We start from the raw sequence: 16,611 nt of genomic DNA on the forward strand, positions 1-16,611 counted from the left end.
GGTGTTGCGCCACATCGCCATGTCGCGGCTGAAGAACGACAGCACCAAACTCGGCATCAAGAACAAACGGCTCAAGGCGGGCTGGGACGAGCAGTACTTGGAGAAGCTCCTCTTTGATGCGCCACCGAGCGCGGGGCAAAACGCTCCATCAGGTTCTCCAAATATTAGCCGCGGTTGATGCGATTGCCCTGATGTCCAGGGCCCTTGCGACACTCGTGTCTGACAAGAAGATCCACAACATTACTATGCTGGACGGCTGGTCTATTCTTACCGATGCTCAGCTCAAAGACGTAATGGAGCAAGGTTCTATGTCTAAGGCAGAAAAGCAGAAACTACGAGACCTGATTGCACGAGTAGGAGCGTTCAAAGTGTCCGAGGCTCCACCCAGCCTATTCGACGACGACATTCCGTTCTAATAGCGGGAGCTAGATGAACTCTGGGTAAACTAGGGATAGATCACGGTTTCCGCTTTTGCGGCCCTGCATATAAACCCGGCCATGTCGCTGATTCGAAGAGGTAGGGTGAACGAGCGCGGCGCGGTCCACCCGCGACCGCGCAGGGCTCGGTGGACTTCGCTCTCGTTCGTCGACCCTATCGGCCGATCTTATGAACGATGTCGCAACGCATGAACATCACCGACCTCCACGCCTTTCGAGGGCTCGATCCGGACATCAGATCCGCCCTCCTGAATCAGATCCGGGATCTCTGGACCCACGGCTCGACCGCAATCGAGGGCAATACCCTGACCCTGGGCGAGACCAAGTTCGTCATCGAGGAGGGGCTGACGGTCTCGGGCAAACCGCTGAAGGATCACCAGGAGGTCATGGGGCATGCGCGTGCCATCGAGCTGATCTATGCCGGGCTGAACGAGGAGTTGACCCAGGACCGGTTGTTTGATCTGCATCGGGCGATTCAGACTCAAGTGACCTTCGATATCCTGAAACCCTTCGGGGCTTGGAAACGCGAGCCCAACGGGACATACGCGGTTACGGCGGATGGTCGTCAGACGTTCATCGAATATGCCGCGCCCGAGGATGTTCCCGCGTTGATGGCGGATTGGTTTGACGCGCTGCGACGTCTCGATCGCCTTGGCCTCACGGAGACCGAGGCCATCGACGCCTATGCCCATCTGCATCTCGGGTTCGTGCACATCCACCCCTTTTGGGACGGCAACGGACGCCTGGCACGACTGGTTGCCAACCTCCCGCTCTTGCGATCGGGCCATCTGCCGGTGGCGATCGACGTGAAGGACCGCAAGCGTTATATCGATACCTTAGCCGAGTATCAACTGGCCCTTGGACCACCGAGACCGGAGAACGGCGTCTGGCCCCGCACGGAGCTTGAAAGCGGCTTTGCGGCATTCTGCCGAGATGCCTACGGGGCGACTCGCGCGCTGGTCGATCAGGCCCACGAGCAACAGGCGAAGAGAACCCGGTGATCGCCGGGTGTCACAGCAAAGGAACCAAGCAACGTGACAACTCTGTGCGTTGGGTAAGGACAAGTCGGGTCACGACCCGAGCCCTCGTAGGGACCTCGGCGCGGGTACTCGGGCGGCATTTTCGCCTTCGTTCCGATCCAGCCGATAGCGCGCTGAAGGCAGAATGTATATACTGGATATACACTTTACTGTCAGGAAACGTGTATGCTCACGCGTGTCTTCAAAAGCGGTAATTCCATGGCCGTGCGCATTCCCAAGGAGTTGGCCTTTGCGGACAACATTCAGGACGTCGAGATCGAGCGTATCGGCAACACGCTCGTCGTCCGCCCCGCGGGAGAGCAAACCCTCGCCGACGTGATGGATGTCTGCGCGATGTTCACGCCCGATTTCATGGCGGATGATCGCGATGAATCCCCCGAGGTCGAGCGAGATTGGGAGGCTTTCGGTGGCCAAGCCGGCGGGAAGGCTACGGCCGACTCATGAAATATCTGCTGGATACCAATATCTGCATCTATATCATGCAACGTCGGCCCGCTTCGGTCGCCGCCCGTTTCGAATTGCTGAGCCGGGGCGATGTCGGCATGTCGATCATCACCTACGCGGAAATCCGCGCCGGGATCGAGAAGCGCCCCGACAGCCGAACGCACAACGACATGATCCTGGATCTGTTCGTGCAGCGGGTGCCGTACCTGCCCTTCGACGAAGCCGCGGCTCACGCTTACGGCGTGTTGCGCAACGCCGTTCCCGATCGCCGGCGCAATGCCATGGATCGCCTGATCGCCGCTCACGCACTCGGCATCGGCTCCACCCTGGTCACCAACAACGAAAACGACTTCGAGGACTTCCCTGGTCTGGTCGTCGAAAACTGGACCCGTGACTCATAACCGCCGCAGGGCAACGAACCGCAGAACTAAGGCGCCCGCGGCCGCTTCCAGGTATAGACCGCGGTCACCGCATAATTCCAAACCGCGCCGACCAGGATCCCGGCGAGCGCCGAGAGGAACCAGCCGGAATGTCCGCGTTGGAAAAGATAGTTGGCGATGCCGACGTTGGCCAGGGCACCGACGCTGCAGGCGGCGACGAAGGAGAGCCAGCCCCAAATCAGCGCACGGCCGCGCAGACGCATGTCGCGATAGGTCAGGATGTTGTTCAGGAAGAAGTTGCTGGTCATGGCGACCAGCGTCGCGGTGGCCTGACTGATCAGGAAGGCGCCCGTCCCGAGCAGGGTCAGCATGGGCCAGAGCACCGCCATGTGCACGAAGACACCGAGCCCGCCGATGGCGGAGAAGGCGATGAAGCGCACCGGGATGACCGGGCCGATGAGCTTCTGGGTCAGCATCAGCAGGTATTCCCAGAGGACCGCGTTGTCGAGCTTGCTGCTGCCGGCCTCGCGCGCGCGAAAGGTGAAGGGCAGCTCGCGAAAGCGCAGGGGTTGCTCGGCCTCGGCGAAGATGTCGAGCAGGATCTTGAAGCCGACACCGCTGAGACGCCGCACGCACCCCTGGACGACCGAGGCGCGCACCAGAAAGAACCCGCTCATCGGATCCTTCAGGTCCGCATGGATCAGGTATTGGCCGATTCGAGTCGCGAACCGGCTCATGGATTGGCGACGGCCATTCCAGTCACCCATGCCCCCGCCGGAGACGTAGCGGCTGCCGACCACGATGTCCAGGTTCTCGGCCTTGATCGCCTCGAGCATCGTGGGCAAGAGGGTCTCGTCGTGTTGGAGGTCGCCGTCCATCACCGCCAGGAAGGGCGCGGCGCTCGACATCATGCCTTCGATGCAGGCCGACGAGAGTCCGCGTCGGCCGATACGCTGCACCAGCCTGACACGCGGATCCTGTCGTGCGATCGCGAGAACCCGGTCCGAGGTTCCGTCGGGCGAATCGTCGTCGACGAAGATCAACTCCCAGTCGATCCCCTGCAACACCGCGTCGACCCGCCGGACGACCTCGTCCACCATGTCCGCTTCTTGATAGGTCGGGACGATGACGGCCAACTCGGGCGGACGGCAGTGGTGTCGAGGCATCGGCTGATCCGAGATCCTGTTGGCCATAAGCGGAGGTTCGATTCGTCGCGGGAGGGAACGTGCGGGACGCGCCATTGAAGTAGACTGCGGCTCGCGGCTGCGGACGCCGGAACGGTGACGAGACGGCAGATCCAGGCTCCGAAGAGCCTTTATTCTAGCGCGATCACGTCCCCGTCACCTCGACCGATCGCAGCCCGGATCGGATCCGCCGAATCAGACCACGCAGCGAGTCACGAGACCATGGAAACGACCCGAGGCATCGATACACCCCGCCGGGCTTGGGGCCTCTTGCTCGCCCTGATCGCAGCCATGACCGCCTGGCGGCTGGGTGTCGCCGCGATCCTGCCGGTCACGCAGGACGAGGCCTATTACTTCGACTGGGCACGCAGCCTCGCCTGGGGCTATTTCGATCATCCTCCGGGCGTGGCGCTACTCGGCATCGGCACCTGGCTCGCCCCGGGCTCGGCGCTCGCCGCGCGCGCGGGGACACTGATCGCAAGCGCCCTGACACTGTTCATCCTTGCACGCTTTTTCCGCAACTGCGGCCTCACGGCTCCGCGCGATCTCGCCTTGGCGCTGGTCCTGGTCTTCGCGACCATTCCCGGATTCGCCGGCGGCGTCATCACGACGCCCGACACCGTGCTGGGCCTGGCCTGGGCGCTCGCCCTGCACGAGAGCGAGCGCGCGCTCGCCGGCCAGCGTCGACGTTGGCTCAGCGCCGGTGCAGCGGTCGGTCTCGGTCTGCTCGGGAAATACACCATGGTCCTGATCGGACCGGTGCTGCTCTTGGCCATCCTCTTCAGCGACCCGCGCGCGCTGCGCACCCGCTGGCCCTACCTCGGCGGACTCGTCGCGCTGCTGGTCTTCGCGCCGAACATCCTCTGGAATCAGCACAACGAGTGGCTGTCCATGCGTTTTCAGTTCGGCCACGGCTTCTCGACCGAGGTCGGCACACTTCCGGTCGGCGACCCCGGCGCCATCGAGCACGTCGGCCCCCAATCGGTCGGCGAACGCCTAGGCAGCCTCTCGGATTATCTCGGCACCCAGCTCGCATTTTGGGGACTGATCGCGATTCCCATGCTCCTTGCGCCTTTGATCAACCGGGCGCGACGCAACCAACCGAGCCAAGAGATGGCCGGGATACTGGCCCGCCACGCCAAGCCTCTGCTGTGGGCTGCAACCCTCTTTCCATTGGGCTTTTTCGCCTTGGTCGCGACAGGCAGCGAGGTGGAACCCAATTGGCCCGCCGTCTATCTCATCTCCGCGGCGCCTTTGGCTGCGTTGTTGCTGCGCAATCTGCGTCCCTGGGTCCTCACCGCCGCGCTGGGCAATCTGCTGCTCTTGAGTCTCTACGCATTCCATTCGGCGACCGCGGCACTGCCCCTCGGAGACAGCCAAAATCGCGTCCTGCGCGAGACCCATGGATTTCGGGAATTGGCCGAGATCGTCGGTAAGCTCGAGGAGCCCGTCTATGCCGACCGATACCAAACAACGGCGATGCTGCGCTTCTACGCGCCGAGCCTGGACACCACGACCCAATGGCCCGGCCTCACCCGTCCATCCGAGTATCTGCGGGGCCGGATCGCACCGCAACTGGATCCGGAGTCCGTCGATTCACCCTTCTGGCTGGTCTCCGGATTCGGCGCACCGCCGGCCATCGCGGGTTTTCGCAGCGATACCCATCGCAGACTCTTCGACTGCGCCGGGCAGCGGCTGAGAGAAGCGGCGGAGGCGCCCTGTTCGCGTCCGCTGCACACTTGGAATCTGTATCGGTACCTTCCGGATGGGTGAGGGCAAACGATCGGGAGCGGTGCACGCCGGACCTGCGCGCCGGCTTTAAGCATCTAACCCGACACACGGGACTGCAGCATTTCACGGACCTCGTCGATCGAACGCGTACATCCTCCGAGATGGATGACTGCATGGCAGTTCGGGCAGACAGGTCGTAGGTCGGTGATCGGGTTCACGGCATATCGGCCGCCGATCTCGGATAAGGGTGTGAGATGGTGCACCTGGATGAAACCCTCCGCGACAGGGCCGAACGACGCGAGGAAATCGAATCTGCAGATGATGCACGAGCACCCATAATGTTCAATACAGCGTTGGCGAGCGGAAGGATCACGTTCATATGCGTTGACCGTCACGCGTCGTTTGGCACCCTCGAAAAATGTCGAGCCATCGGTCAATTCCCCCGGCCAGGAAAATGCCTTGGCGATAATGGCCTGACATTCAAGCAGATGGCTTTGCCGATCAACTCCGACATATTCCGACAGCTCGGCCCAGTTGGTCCGCCTGCCGGTCTCTCCGGCCGGGCGTCCCGTCAGCCTGCGCTGAGTCGGGTTTCGACTGATCCCTGCGTCGTCGCACATCGCGACGATGTTCTGGATCTTCATGCTGATCGATGCAGGACTGCGAGACTGCAGCGCGTGAATGGTCTGGATGCCCCCGATCTCGGCGATGTCGTATCGCGCCGCATAGATGCAGAGCACGATTTCATCTCGGGTAAAAGCTTGACGCGTTGCCATTGACGTCTTTCATTTCCCGCCGAACGTGTTCAACATCGAAACGTCGAGCTCATCACGCCGGCCGGGGGGTGGACTGTCGATCAATGATCGTCCCCGCGATTGCTCGCCTTGTCCGCCGAGATCCGATCCATCATCGCAAACAGAAGCCCGGAGACGACGAAGGTCATGTGGATGCCGACCTTCCATGCCAACTGCTCGTTCGTCAGCCGCTCGACGTACATGAATGCCTTGAGCAGCTCAATGCCGGAGATGGCGACGATGGAGCCGATGAGCTTCATCTTCAGCTCGGCGAAACCGACATGCCCCATCCAGTTGGGACGATCCTCGTGGTTCCCCGTGTCGATTCGGGAAACGAAGTTCTCGTAGCCGGCGAGCACGATGATAAGCACCAAATTCGCGATCATCACGACGTCGATCAGGGAGAGCAGCCCGATGATCACCTCGCCGGCCTCGGCATTGAAGACGAGCGGGACGAAGTGGATGAACTCCTTGACGAACTTGACCAGCAGCAGGGCGATGGCGAGGACGAGGCCCAGATAGAAGGGCGCAAGCAGCCAACGGCTGCTGAAGATCACCAACTCCAGAAATTGTTCGATCCGTTTCATGTCGAGGTTCCGGTTTGCCTTCAAGCCATTGAGTCGGAGTCCAACGATCGCGAGCCGCGGACGCGGGTGACGGGAGCGGGCGGGATGCTACGCGGGCCCGGCCACCACTTCAACGGCGATCGATCATTGGGCCCTCGGGGCTCGGCTCGGGCGTGCGCTCAGGGGGCCGGCGGCTCCTCCTCGAAACCGATCTGCACGTGCGTAGAAGCAGCCAGCGTGCGATAGACCGGACTGCGGGCGGCGATCTCGAGCAGACAGGCGCGCTCCTCGGGCGTGAGCGCGCCGAGGATGTTCAGACGCACCTCGATGCGCTTGAGCTTGCCCTCGTGCTCGCCCTCGCAGTCGCGGCAGTCCGTGCCGTGAATCCGGTCCTGGCTCAGACGCACCTCGATGTCGTCCAGCGCAAGCCCCTGGTGCCGGGCGTAGGTCCGTGCCGTCATGGAGATGCAGGCGCCGAGCGACATCAAGAGCAGATCGTAGGGCGTGGGACCCAGATCCGAGCCGCCGACCGACTTGGGCTCATCGGCCAGCCATTGATGGCGATGGGTGTAGAGTCCGCGCTGAAAACGGGTATCGAGCTCGGTGACCAAGACCTCTTTCTCGGCCACCCGAGGCGCGGTCCCGATGCTCTGCTCGAAACCGTGCTTGCCGAGCCCCAGATAACGGCTCGCCCAAGCGACCAGAGTCTCCGCAACGTACTCGGCGTCTTCGCGATTGGCGAGCAGATGGTCGGCCTTGTCGAGCGAGATGAAGCTCTTGGGATGCCGCGCCGCCTGGAAGATCTTGCCGGCCTCCCCGATCGACACGATGGTGTCGAGCGGCGAATGGAAAACCAGAAGGGCGCGATTGAGGTGACGGATGTGGTCCGCCGAGGCGTATTGATCCAGGTCGTCGAGCAGCTGCTTGCGGATACGGAAGCGCCGCTGCCCGATCTGCACCTCGGCCTCGCCCGTCTCCTCCAACTGGCCGCGCGCCCCGCTGAGCAGGTGTTGGACGTGGGAGGCGGTCGCCGGGGAGGCGATGGTCACCACCGCCTCGACGGAGGGGAGCGCGTGCACGGCGGCCAAGACCGCGGCCCCGCCCAGGCTATGCCCGATCAGCAACGCCGGGGCCTCGTAGTCCTCCTTGAGCTTGCGTGCGGCGGCGAGCAGGTCGGCGACGTTGGATGAAAAATTGGTGTTGGCGAAGTCGCCGTCGCTGTTGCCGAGCCCGGTGAAGTCGAACCGCAGCACGGCGATCCCGCGCGCGGCCAAGGCCCGACTGATGCGGGTCGCCGCGGCGATATCCTTGCTGCAAGTAAAGCAGTGCGCGAAGAGGGCATAACGAGCCGTCGGCACGCGATCCGGAGGCGTTTCGAGCAGGCCGACCAGCGTGTGCCCCTCGGGATTCGGAAATTCGAGCTTGATGCGTGCCATGCCAGTTCCTCTCGTTGGAGATCCATGGGTCCGGAAAGAGCCTCCGGCCGCCAGCTTTTTTTATCCATCGAATGGATTAGCCGGCTCGTCCAGCCTCCCCCGCCCGACACAGCGCCTGCAGACGGTCGAGCTCGATCTCGTCGAAGCCGGCCTCGCGACGGGCCGGCAGGTTGAGCGGACAGCGAATCTCGGCGCGCATGTACTCGCGCAGCAGATCGAAATAGAGCGGCCCGGGATCGAGGCCGCGCTCTTCGCACAGCCGTTTGAACCAACGCGAGCCGACGGCGACGTGGCCGACCTCCTCGCGCAGGATGACACCCAGGCAAGCCGCGGTTTCCGGGTCGCCGGCCGCCTCGAAGCGCGCGATCATCCCGGGCGTCACATCCAGACCGCGCGCCTCCAGGACGCGCGGGACCAAGGCCATGCGTACCAAGGGATCGTGGGCGGTCGCGCGCGCCATCTCCCAGAGACCGTCGTGGGCGCGGAAATCGCCGTAATCGTAGCCGAGATCCCGAAGTCGGTTGCGCATGAGACCGAAATGCTCCGCCTCCTCGGCCGCGACCTGAATCCAATCGGCGTAATAGTCGGTCGGCATCTCACGGAAGCGCTGTACCGCGTCCCAGGCGAGGTTGATGGCGTTGAATTCGATGTGGGCGACCGCGTGGATCATGGCGGCCCGGCCCTCGCGGCTCTTGAGCTTGCGAGCCTTGAGCGCACGCGGCGGAACCAGCTCGGGCCGCACCGGACGCCCCGGCAGGTCGCGGACCGGCCCCGCGCTCGCCGCATCCGCGTGCAGACACCCGGCGCGCCATTGCGCGGCCGCCGCCTGCGTCGCGGCCTGCTTGCGGGCCGGATCCGGCTCGCCGAGACAGGCGGCTGCCGCATCGAAGAGGTTGCCCTGCACTTGCGTCATCCCCGCCACCCCAGGATCAGATCCATCACGTTGGTTCCCGTCGGTCCGGTGCGGATCAGGTCGCCGCTCGCCTCGAGCAAGGTGCCCGAATCGGCGCGATGCAGCCCATCCGCGGCGTCGAGTCCGGCATCTTGGATGCGTTCGAGCGTCGCACCGTCGACCAAGGCCCCGGCGTCGTCGGTCGGGCCGTCGGTGCCGTCGGTCCCCGCGCTCAACAAGACGGCATCGGCATGACCGGCAAGCTCGATCGCCGCCGCGAGGGCCAGGTGTTGATTGCGACCGCCCCGCCCCGGCGCATCCGGCAGACGCAGCGTCGTTTCCCCGCCCGCGATCGAGAGACCCGGCGGGCCAGACAACAAAGCACGTGCCCGACGTCGACCCGCGAGCGCCGCATCGCCCTCGACCGGCTGCGCGTCGATCCGGACCGCGAGACCCGCACGGCGCCCCGCGGCGGCCGCGGCGGACTTTGCGGTTTCCAGTGTCGCGACCAGCTCGATCTGCGGACCGCGGGTCGGCAACGGTCCCCGCTCCGCCAATCCGCGCTCGACCCACTCGGAAAGCCAGGCCGGCAGATCAAGCCCCGCCACCCCCTCGGCCAGACCGACCTCGGGAACCAGCAACCCCGAACCGATCACCCCCGGATCATCTCCCGGCACATCCGAGATAGCCAACACGCGGGTCGGCCGGTCGCCGAGCAGGCTCAGCAGCCCTCCGCCCTTGATCCGCGACACCGCCTTGCGCACCCGATTCACCGCGTCGATGGGCAGACCGCTTCCGAGCAACCATTGGCTCATGCGCCGCAGATCGGCGAGATCCAGTCCCGCGATCGGCACCTCCACCAGACTGGAGGCCCCGCCGGAGATCAGGAAGAGCACCTCGGTCTTCGGCGGCAACGCGCCGAGCGCGCAGATCAAGCGCCGGCCGGCCGCCAGACTCCCCGCATCCGGCACGGGATGACCGCCGATCAGGCTCTCGATGCCGAGCCCGGCGATGGCGGTGTGATCCAGATGCCCCGGCTTGGTGATCAGCAAGCCGCCGACGACACGCGGACCCAGGGCATCGCAGGCGCCCAGCGCCATGGACTGAGCGGCCTTGCCGATCGCACAGATCCACACGGGGCCGCCGTGCAGGGGTTGCGCGGCGAGCGCCTGCCCGACGACCGCACGCCCCTGCGCCGCGCGCAGTGCCGCTGCAAAGACCTCGAGGAGCAGACGACGCGCAAAGGCGGCGTCAGCCATCCAGACTGGCCGGAGCGACGGGCTGGAAAACGGCAAGCCAAGCCTTCAAATTGACAATCCTCAATGTGATTCACCGAAAAGACATGTCTAAGTATCGAGGAGAAACCAAACCGGTCAGCCAGGAAAGGGATGTAGACGGCCGAAGCCCGAGAACAACAAGGACCCTCCACTGAACCCTATTCGAACGAGTCCAATCCATGAAGCTGTGCCCGAAATGCAGTCGTTCCCCGTTGCCCTTCGTCATGGTCTTGCTGATTTCCAGCGTACTGGCCTTTATCACCTGGCTGGTACTGGGCCTCTCCCAGGTCGAGCCCACGGTCAGATTGGCGGCCGGGGCGGCCGTGTTCCTCGCCGTCGGCGGAACCCTGCTGCACTACGTCATCAGTTGTCTCAAGCGCCACTGTCGGCACGACCAGGAACGTGGACGGATCCAGGGCCATACCTTCAGCCGACCCGCGTGACGCGATCCCTCAGATAGACGGGTGCCGCCAGCTCGGGCGGCACCGCATGCCCCGCGGCCAGCTCGGCAGCGCCGAGCACGGCCAGATCCCGAGCCTCGCAGATCGCCTCGCCGGCATGGACGTTCGGGGCCACGCCGGTTCGCGCGGCAAGCTCGGCGCCGTAGACGGACCAGCCCGGCCCGACACCGAACCATCCCTCGCCGCCCGGTGACTCGACCCCCTCCGGCGGGCACACGCGCTCCTCGCAGCGCGCCACGGCCAAGCCGCGTTCATCGATCTCGAAACACCCCCAGTAGACCTCGCCCATCCGCGCATCCAGGGCCACCAGGAGACGCCGTTCGCCGCTGCGCCGAAACTCACCTTGTGCAATGGCGGCCAAGGTCGAGACCGGAACGAGCGGCAACCCGGCGCCGAAGGCCGCCCCCTGCGCGACGGCGACCGCGATCCGCACCCCCGTGAAGGATCCCGGACCGCGCGCGAAGGCGATCGCGTCCAATGCGTCCAGACGCGTTCCGGCGTTGTCCAGCACCTGCTGCATCATGCCCAGAATCAGCTCGCCGTGCCGACGCGGCGCGGTCTCGAGCACTTGCTCGATGCGCTCGCCCGACAGAAGGGCCGCCGAGCAGGCGTCGCCCGAGGTATCGATCGCGAGGAGAGTCGTCATGGGGGAGAAGGGCAATCGCGGCAGCCAAGGGATCCTTGGTTGCGATTCTATACGGAGTCGGCGCCGAGCTGCGGATATCCGTTGGATCCGCGGCGCGCGGGAGCAAGCACCTCAGCCGCGCCAAGCGCGGTATGCGAGGTTCTTGGACGGGATCGGCCGCGTCCGACTCGACGACCGTCGGAGCCGACGCGGTTTAAGTCCGAAACGGGCGAGCCCTGTCGGCGCGCTCGGGGGTCTCCGACACGCGCGCCGAGTCGATCATGCGGACGAAATCCTCGGGCGGGAACAAGACCCAACCGCGAAAATCCGCGCTCAAGGGTCCAGCACACTCGCACGGCGGGGCATCGTCGGCGAGATCCACCAGCCATAATCCACGCTGGCCGGACAGGCCGAACGGGGTCTCCAAATCGATAGAGACGCCCCTCGAACACCGACCCGGAGCGCTCGCCCGTCTCCTCGCCGAGGTCGGCATCGGTGTGCTCGCACGCCGCCAGCAAGGGCGCCTTCCAGGCGTGCAACAGATGCAGTCGTGCGGCGGCGTCTAGGTCGCTCGTCAGCAACCCTTCCAGCATCTCGATCAGCTTGGCGGGTGAAATCCGCTCCCCGATCGACGGGACGGCGGCAAACAGACTGTTCGCCGCTCCGCGGCCGCCGAACGATGCAGACTCGCCGATCGGGATGGACAAGGTCAGGCCCGTCGGCAAGCCGGGCGCGGGTCGAGCAGAGGTCTGAAAGGTCATCATGCCAAATCCGCGGGTCGATGACGAACCGCCGCGGACCCGTCCATCGACAGGTCCGCGGATGCCCCATCTCCTGGAGCAGGTCCGTACGCTGAGCAGGATCCCTTGGCTGAATCCTAGCCCCGGCGGGCTGCATCGAACTGCCGACCGCTCCGCAGATTCGAAAGACGACCGATCAGCCGTCGAACCCTTTCAGGATCGCCCGGGTCTCGTCCGCCGCGATCCGCGGGCCGATGCAGGTCACCAGTTTTGCCGAGGCTGCGGAGGCCAGATTGCCCGCCCGCGCGAAGTCCCAGCCCTGGCTGAGCCCGTAGATGAAGGCGCCGGCGAACATGTCCCCGGCACCCACCGTATCCACGGCCTTGACCTTGATCGGTGCAATCTCGATCAAGCCTTCGCCGTCCCAGACCAAGGCACCTTCAGGCCCGCGCGTGATGGCGAAGGTCCGACTGATGGTCTTGAGATACTCCACCGCGACACCGAGGTCCTCGCTGCCGGCCATGCCCATCGCCTCGAACTCGTTGGCGAAGAGCAGATCCACCCCGGAGCCGATCATGTCCAGCAGACCGGCCTTGAAGAACTTCACCATGTTGGGATCGGACAGTGAGATCGCGGTCTTCACCCCCGCCGCGTCGGCGATTCCCTTCGCAGCGATCGACGCCTCGCGGGCCGCATCCGAGGTCACCAGATAGCCCTCGGTGTAGAACCATTCGGAGTCGCGAAGCGCGTCCTCGACCAGCTCGTTGGCGGACAGTGCGCCGCTCACCCCCAGGAAGGTGCACATGGTCCGGTCGCTATCGGGCGTGACCAGGACGACGCAACGCCCGGTATGGCCTTCATCCTTGCGGGTGTGGTTGTTGGTGTCGACACCGCCGCGGATCAGGTCGTCCATGTAGAAGTGACCCAGCTCGTCGTCGGCCACCTTGCAGGAGTAGAAAGCCTTGCCGCCGAGCTGGCTCAGTGCAATGACCGAGTTCGCGGCCGACCCACCCGACCCGCGCTGCGGCTGGTGGTGTTTCAGATGCGACATGATCGCCGCTTGCTGCACCTCGTCGACCAGGGTCATGACACCCTTGTCGATCCCCAGGATGCCGAGATCCGCGGCATCCACCTCGTATTCCATATCCACCAGCGCGTTGCCGATGCCGTAGACCTGATATTTCGCCATGAATCCCGCGTCTCCTCGTCGAAAAGGCGTCAGTGTATACCGTCGGCGCGATGGGTCCAGAATCGGCCGGCGCGCTCGCGCCATGTCAAAGGGCCCTCGATGGCGCCGTCCGGTCCGAGCCGCAGCTCGATCGCACCGACGAGCCCCGTGTCGAGTGCAGGGATGCCGCGCGCCGAGACCCGCTCGCGCACCTCTGCGACGGGAAACCCGAAATGGTTGGCATAGCCCGAGGCGAAGAGGACGAGCCCCGGCGAGACCGCGTCCAGGAAATCGGGATGCGTCGAGGTGGCACTGCCGTGATGACCGGCGACGAGCACGTCGCTCGCGAGCGCCTCGCCCGACTCGCGGGCGAGGCGACGCTCGACTCTGGCCTGGATATCGCCGGTCAGGAGGATCGAGCGACCCCCGGTCTCCACTCGCAACACGCAGGAGGCATCGTTGCCGCTGAATCCGGCGTCGGCCGGATGCAGAAACCGAAACCTCACGCCGGACCAGTCCCACCCCTCGCCTGCCCTGCACGGCTCGACGCGCGGCCGGTCCAGATCCCCCGGCTCCCCGCTGTCGATGCGATCGATCGGGATGCGCTCGGCCAAACCGGCCAGACCACCGGCGTGATCGCGGTCGGCATGGCTGACGACCAGACGCTCGATCCGTCGCACCCCTTGGGCCGCCAAAAAGGGCGCGACGACCGCGCTGCCCGTATCGAAGCCACTCGGAAACCCGGGGCCGGTATCGTAGACAAGCGTGCCATCGCGCGTACGCACCACGGCGGACAGGCCAAGCCCGACGTCCAGCAGGGTAAACCAAGCCTCGCCGTAACCCGGCCGAGGCGTCACCAGAACGAACATCGGAACGACGAGCAGCAGCCCCGGCCAGCGCCCCGGCAGCCCGCGCGGCGCGAGCATCAGCACCGCACCGGCACCCGCGGCCAGCCAGACCCAGAGCGGTCGCTCGGGCAGCGCCATCGCGGCCCAAGGCAAGTCGGCGATCCAGGCGAGCCCGTCCAGACACCACCCGAGCAGTTGCGCCGTCCACTGCAACGGCCACCAGGGGACCGAGCGGAGTCCGGGGATCAGGCTCAGCAGACTCGTCGTCAAGACAAGCGGCAGGAGGATCAGACTGAAGAGCGGCACGGCCACCAGATTCACTGGCGGCGCGATGAGCGACGCCCGTCCGAAGAGCAGGAACAAGAGCGGCAGCAGACCGATCCCGACCGCCCATTGGGCGCGACCCCAGCGCGTCCAGAGATCGCGGCTCGGCAGCCGTTGCCCGAGGCTGAATACGAGCACCGCCACGGCGCCGAAGGACAGCCAGAATCCGGGCGACAGCACCGCCCCCGGATCGACCAGCAGCACCCCGACCAAAGCCAGCACGAGGGCGTGGTAGGGCCGCAGTGTCCGCTGCCAGACGAGCGCCGCGAAGACCACCGCGATCATCACGAGCGCACGCTGAGTCGAGACCGCGAAGCCCGCGAGTCCCGCATAGCCGAGCGCGGCGATCATCCCGCCCACCGCCGCCGCGCGCGGTGCGGCAAACGCGACCGTGAGTCGCGCACTGCGCGACCAAAGCCAACGCACCAGAAAGAAGACCGCGCCGGCGATCAGGCCGACGTGCAAACCCGAAATTGCAACCAGATGATTGGTCCCGGTGCGCATCATGACCTCCCAGTCGTCCTGATCGAATCCCGAGCGATCCCCGATCACCAGGGCCTGCACGAGAGGCAAGGCCGGTGCGCCGTCCAGGACCCGCGCGAGATGCTCGGCCATACCCTGCCGCCAACGGTCGAGCCAGTAGCGGCCGGCACCCCCATCAAGCCGCTGCGGTGGCTCACCCCGACGCAGGTTGCCGGTCGCCTGCACACCCTGCTCGAACAACCAACGCTCGAAGTCGAAGGTGCCCGGATTGGCGAGACCGTGCCGAGGCTTGAGCCGCACCGGCAGGCGCCACAGCTCGCCCGCACGCAGCGGCGGCGCATCCTCGTACCAGGACAGTCGGACCAGGCCGGTGAAGGGGATGGGCTCGCCCTCGTGCCGGGCCTGCTCCACCTCGAACAGAAATCGCCGCGCAAGACCGGAGTCCGTCGGGATCGAAGCAATGCGCCCTTCCACGACGAGAGGGGCGCGGGCCAGATCATCCGGAAAGGGCGAGCAGAGCAAAAGACAGGCGTGCCACTGCGCCCAGAATGCGCCGAGCAGCAACCAGAAGGGCAGTCGCAGCCCGCGCCGGCGCCACGCGACGATCCCCAAGGCGACGGTGACGAAGCCGGCGTGTGCAAGCGGCGGCAGCGCGGGCAGCAGGTAAACGACGGCGACGCCGGAGGCGAATGCGAGAGCGGCGCCGGTTGTGCTCCGAGTCACCGTCGAGGTGCCGCGGGAGGTTCGTTACGGCCCCTGCACGGCCTGCGCCGCTCCCGACAACGCGGATCACTGCATCTGTCCATGACTGCTATATACTCCGCGGCCTATTCCTCTGGCGTAAGATCCACCGGACTTGCGGCGTGAAACGATGGCTCAAGCGAAATCTACCCGCCGCCGGAGCCATCCGTGCAAGCGGCCGTTTCGGGGTTTTCGGCAAGCTCCTGCATGACCCGAACCTCTGGCACCTGAACCGGCATTCGGTCTCGGGCGCCACCGCGGTCGGTTGCTTCGTGATGTTTCTGCCGCCCTTCGGCCAGTCGCTGATCGCCGCCGCGGCGGCCATCGTGCTGCGCGTAAATCTCCCGATCTCGGTCGCGCTGGTCTGGGTCACCAATCCGGTGACCATCCCGCCGGTCTTCTATTTCACCTATCGACTCGGCTGCTGGATGCTCGGGATCGAGCCCGGCGAGTTCGCGCTCGAGTACTGGCTGGACTGGCATCACTGGCTCGCCGTGATCTGGCCGTTGGCGCTCGGCAACCTGGTGTGCGGCATCCTCTGCTCGGGACTAGGCTATCTCACGATCCAGCAGATCTGGCGCCGTCGGCTGATGCGCCGCATCCGCGAGCGACGGGAACGCTATCGCGCGTCGGCGTCGCGCGACAAGAGCCCGTCGTCCAATCGCCAGACCTGATCCATGCGCCCGGCCAGCTCTTGGTCGTGGGTGACGATGACCAGGCTGGTCCCGATCGCGGCATTGAGCTCCAGCATCAGATCGAAGACCCGGGCGGCGGTCACCCGATCGAGGTTTCCCGTGGGCTCGTCCGCCAAGAGACAGGCCGGATGGGTGACCAAGGCACGCGCCACCGCGGCGCGCTGACGCTCGCCGCCCGACATCTCGCCGGGTTTGTGCCGAGCCCTGCTCCCGAGTCCCACCCGATCGAGCAAGGCCGCCGCGCGATCGCGCGCATCGCTCGGCCGACTGCCGCCGATCAACAGCGGCATGGCGACGTTCTCGAGCGCGGTGAACTCGGCGAGCAGGTGATGGAACTGGTAAACG

General features: G+C 65.4%; 16 protein-coding genes. 6 read left to right on the plus strand and 10 right to left on the minus strand.

The features are described 5' to 3' along the window. The first annotated feature begins 625 nt into the window (after positions 1–625). The 3 genes from VLR48_RS03710 to VLR48_RS03720 all read left to right on the plus strand — a co-directional run bounded on the left by VLR48_RS03710 (position 626) and on the right by VLR48_RS03720 (position 2,322). A complete protein-coding gene (locus VLR48_RS03710) occupies positions 626–1,438 on the plus strand; it encodes a Fic family protein (protein ID WP_325290484.1) in 813 nt (270 codons plus the stop codon). A 204-nt stretch (positions 1,439–1,642) separates the two neighbouring features. Next, the gene (locus VLR48_RS03715; protein ID WP_325290485.1) at positions 1,643–1,921 is read left to right on the plus strand and encodes a type II toxin-antitoxin system VapB family antitoxin; all 279 of its coding nucleotides are present in this window, start codon (positions 1,643–1,645) and stop codon (positions 1,919–1,921) included. Next, a complete protein-coding gene (locus tag VLR48_RS03720; RefSeq protein WP_325290486.1) occupies positions 1,918–2,322 on the plus strand; it encodes a type II toxin-antitoxin system VapC family toxin in 405 nt (134 codons plus the stop codon). The genes VLR48_RS03715 and VLR48_RS03720 overlap by 4 nt, the downstream gene beginning before the upstream one ends. A gap of 26 nt (positions 2,323–2,348) precedes the next feature. On the opposite strand, the gene VLR48_RS03725 is transcribed toward VLR48_RS03720, so the two are convergent. After that, positions 2,349–3,467 (minus strand): glycosyltransferase family 2 protein, encoded by a 1,119-nt coding sequence (locus VLR48_RS03725; protein WP_325290487.1) that lies wholly within the window; start codon positions 3,465–3,467, stop codon positions 2,349–2,351. Positions 3,468–3,707: 240 nt separating this feature from the next. Between VLR48_RS03725 and VLR48_RS03730 the strand changes: the two genes are divergently transcribed. Continuing rightward, positions 3,708–5,258, plus strand: coding sequence for a glycosyltransferase family 39 protein (locus tag VLR48_RS03730; RefSeq protein ID WP_325290488.1), 1,551 nt, complete (start codon positions 3,708–3,710; stop codon positions 5,256–5,258). Positions 5,259–5,311: 53 nt separating this feature from the next. Here VLR48_RS03730 and VLR48_RS03735 read toward each other — a convergent pair whose 3' ends face one another. From VLR48_RS03735 to VLR48_RS03755, 5 genes are all read right to left on the minus strand, one after another. Then, a complete protein-coding gene (locus tag VLR48_RS03735) occupies positions 5,312–5,992 on the minus strand; it encodes an HNH endonuclease (protein WP_325290489.1) in 681 nt (226 codons plus the stop codon). Between the two features lie 80 nt (positions 5,993–6,072). After that, positions 6,073–6,597: a TIGR00645 family protein gene (locus VLR48_RS03740; RefSeq protein ID WP_325290490.1), complete on the minus strand. Its 525-nt coding sequence runs from the start codon at positions 6,595–6,597 to the stop codon at positions 6,073–6,075. Between the two features lie 158 nt (positions 6,598–6,755). Continuing rightward, positions 6,756–8,012, minus strand: a complete 1,257-nt coding sequence (locus VLR48_RS03745) for a bifunctional alpha/beta hydrolase/OsmC family protein (protein ID WP_325290491.1) — start codon at positions 8,010–8,012, stop codon at positions 6,756–6,758. Positions 8,013–8,088: 76 nt separating this feature from the next. Then, on the minus strand, positions 8,089–8,925 hold the full coding sequence (locus VLR48_RS03750) for a ferritin-like domain-containing protein (protein ID WP_325290492.1): 837 nt from the start codon (positions 8,923–8,925) through the stop codon (positions 8,089–8,091). Continuing rightward, positions 8,922–10,163, minus strand: a complete 1,242-nt coding sequence (locus tag VLR48_RS03755) for a glycerate kinase type-2 family protein (RefSeq protein ID WP_325290493.1) — start codon at positions 10,161–10,163, stop codon at positions 8,922–8,924. The genes VLR48_RS03750 and VLR48_RS03755 overlap by 4 nt, the downstream gene beginning before the upstream one ends. Positions 10,164–10,360: 197 nt before the next feature. Here VLR48_RS03755 and VLR48_RS03760 point away from each other — a divergent pair, with 197 nt between their 5' ends. Beyond that, entirely contained in the window at positions 10,361–10,624 is a 264-nt protein-coding gene (locus VLR48_RS03760; RefSeq protein WP_325290494.1) for a hypothetical protein, read from the plus strand. On the opposite strand, the gene tsaB is transcribed toward VLR48_RS03760, so the two are convergent. The 3 genes from tsaB to VLR48_RS03775 form a co-directional block, all read right to left on the minus strand. After that, the gene (gene tsaB / locus VLR48_RS03765; RefSeq protein ID WP_325290495.1) at positions 10,608–11,288 is read right to left on the minus strand and encodes a tRNA (adenosine(37)-N6)-threonylcarbamoyltransferase complex dimerization subunit type 1 TsaB; all 681 of its coding nucleotides are present in this window, start codon (positions 11,286–11,288) and stop codon (positions 10,608–10,610) included. The genes VLR48_RS03760 and tsaB overlap by 17 nt on opposite strands. Before the next feature lie 915 nt (positions 11,289–12,203). Continuing rightward, positions 12,204–13,196: an adenosine kinase gene (locus tag VLR48_RS03770; RefSeq protein ID WP_325290496.1), complete on the minus strand. Its 993-nt coding sequence runs from the start codon at positions 13,194–13,196 to the stop codon at positions 12,204–12,206. A 29-nt stretch (positions 13,197–13,225) separates the two neighbouring features. Further along, positions 13,226–15,553, minus strand: a complete 2,328-nt coding sequence (locus VLR48_RS03775) for a DNA internalization-related competence protein ComEC/Rec2 (protein WP_325290497.1) — start codon at positions 15,551–15,553, stop codon at positions 13,226–13,228. Positions 15,554–15,693: 140 nt separating this feature from the next. Here VLR48_RS03775 and VLR48_RS03780 point away from each other — a divergent pair, with 140 nt between their 5' ends. Further along, a complete protein-coding gene (locus tag VLR48_RS03780; RefSeq protein WP_325290498.1) occupies positions 15,694–16,245 on the plus strand; it encodes a DUF2062 domain-containing protein in 552 nt (183 codons plus the stop codon). Here VLR48_RS03780 and VLR48_RS03785 read toward each other — a convergent pair. Then, on the minus strand, positions 16,191–16,611 hold a 421-nt coding region (locus VLR48_RS03785; protein WP_325290499.1), incomplete at its 5' end, for an ATP-binding cassette domain-containing protein. The two genes, VLR48_RS03780 and VLR48_RS03785, sit on opposite strands and share 55 nt — an antisense overlap.

It is taken from the genome of Thiocapsa sp., assembly GCF_035467215.1.
In the GTDB taxonomy this organism is placed as follows: Bacteria; Pseudomonadota; Gammaproteobacteria; order Chromatiales; family Chromatiaceae; genus Thiocapsa.